Annotated in this window: 2 protein-coding genes; both read left to right on the forward strand. The window is 69.9% G+C overall.

Annotation, left to right across the window (positions count from 1 at the left end):
- Window positions 1–651 (forward strand): spherulation-specific family 4 protein (locus CCN72_RS28680; protein WP_107430178.1); only part of this gene is annotated, 651 nt, incomplete at its 5' end.
- A 63-nt stretch (window positions 652–714) separates the two neighbouring features.
- A partial coding sequence (locus tag CCN72_RS28685) for a ThiF family adenylyltransferase (RefSeq protein ID WP_208638126.1) occupies window positions 715–1,311 on the forward strand: 597 nt, incomplete at its 3' end.

Genomic DNA, 1,311 nt, shown 5'->3' on the forward strand with positions numbered 1-1,311 from the left:
CAGTGGGCCACGCTCGCCCGCCCCGGCACCCCGTTGGACTGGGTGGCGCTCGATGTGGCCGGCGGCCCCGGCGCCCGCCCCGACCCGCACTGCCTGGCCGCGGCGGACCCGCTGCACCAGGCGGGGGTGCGGGTCCTCGGCCGGCTCGACCTCGCACAGGGCGTCCGCGCCCGCGCCGACCTGCTCCGTGACGCCCACCGCTACCTCGACTGGTACCGGGTCGACGGCTTCCTCCTCGACCGCTGCCCCCTCGGCCGCGGCGAACTCGACGGGGTCCGCCGGGTGCTCGCGGACCTGCGGGCGATCACCGACACCGCCCATCTCGTCCTGGGCCACGGCACCCACCCGCACCCGGGCTACGCGGAGCACGCCGACCAGCTGGTGACCTTCTCCGGCTCCTGGACCGACTACCGCTGGTCGCAGGTCGCGGAGTGGACGGCCGACCATCCGCCCGAGCGGTTCTGCCACTTCGTGCACGGTGTGCCGCGCGGGCATCTGGAGGAGGCGCTGCGCATCGCGCGCTGGCAGGGCGCGGCCACGATCTACTTCACGGACCGCACCGGAGGCCGTGGTTCCGGGGACCCCTGGGAGGCGATGCCCGGCTACTGGGACGAAATCGTCTCGCGCCTCGGAACAGGTGTCTCGGAATGAAGAAGGGCGTGGCAGTGTTACCACAAGAACAAACGTAGTGATTGACCGACCAACGGAGTCCCCGTGTCGCTGCCACCCCTGGTCGAGCCGGCTTCCGAGCTCACCGTAGACGAGGTCCGCAGGTACTCCCGCCACCTGATCATCCCCGATGTGGGCATGGACGGGCAGAAGCGGCTGAAGAACGCCAAGGTGCTGTGCGTGGGCGCCGGCGGCCTGGGCTCACCCGCGCTGATGTACCTGGCCGCGGCGGGCGTCGGCACGCTCGGCATCGTGGAGTTCGACGAGGTCGACGAGTCGAACCTGCAACGCCAGATCATCCACAGCCAGTCCGACATCGGCCGCTCCAAGGCCGAGTCCGCGCGCGACACCGTCAAGGGCATCAACCCTTATGTGAACGTGGTCCTTCACGAGGAGCGGCTCGAAGCCGAGAACGTGATGGACATCTTCAGCCAGTACGACCTGATCGTGGACGGCACGGACAACTTCGCCACCCGGTACCTGGTCAACGACGCCTGTGTGCTGCTGAACAAGCCGTACATCTGGGGTTCGATCTACCGCTTCGACGGCCAGGCCTCGGTCTTCTGGTCCGAGCACGGCCCCTGCTACCGCTGCCTCTACCCGGAGCCCCCGCCCCCGGGCATGGTCCCCTCCTGCGCCGAG

The organism is Streptomyces murinus, assembly GCF_002154555.1.
Lineage (GTDB): Bacteria > Actinomycetota > Actinomycetes > Streptomycetales > Streptomycetaceae > Streptomyces > Streptomyces murinus.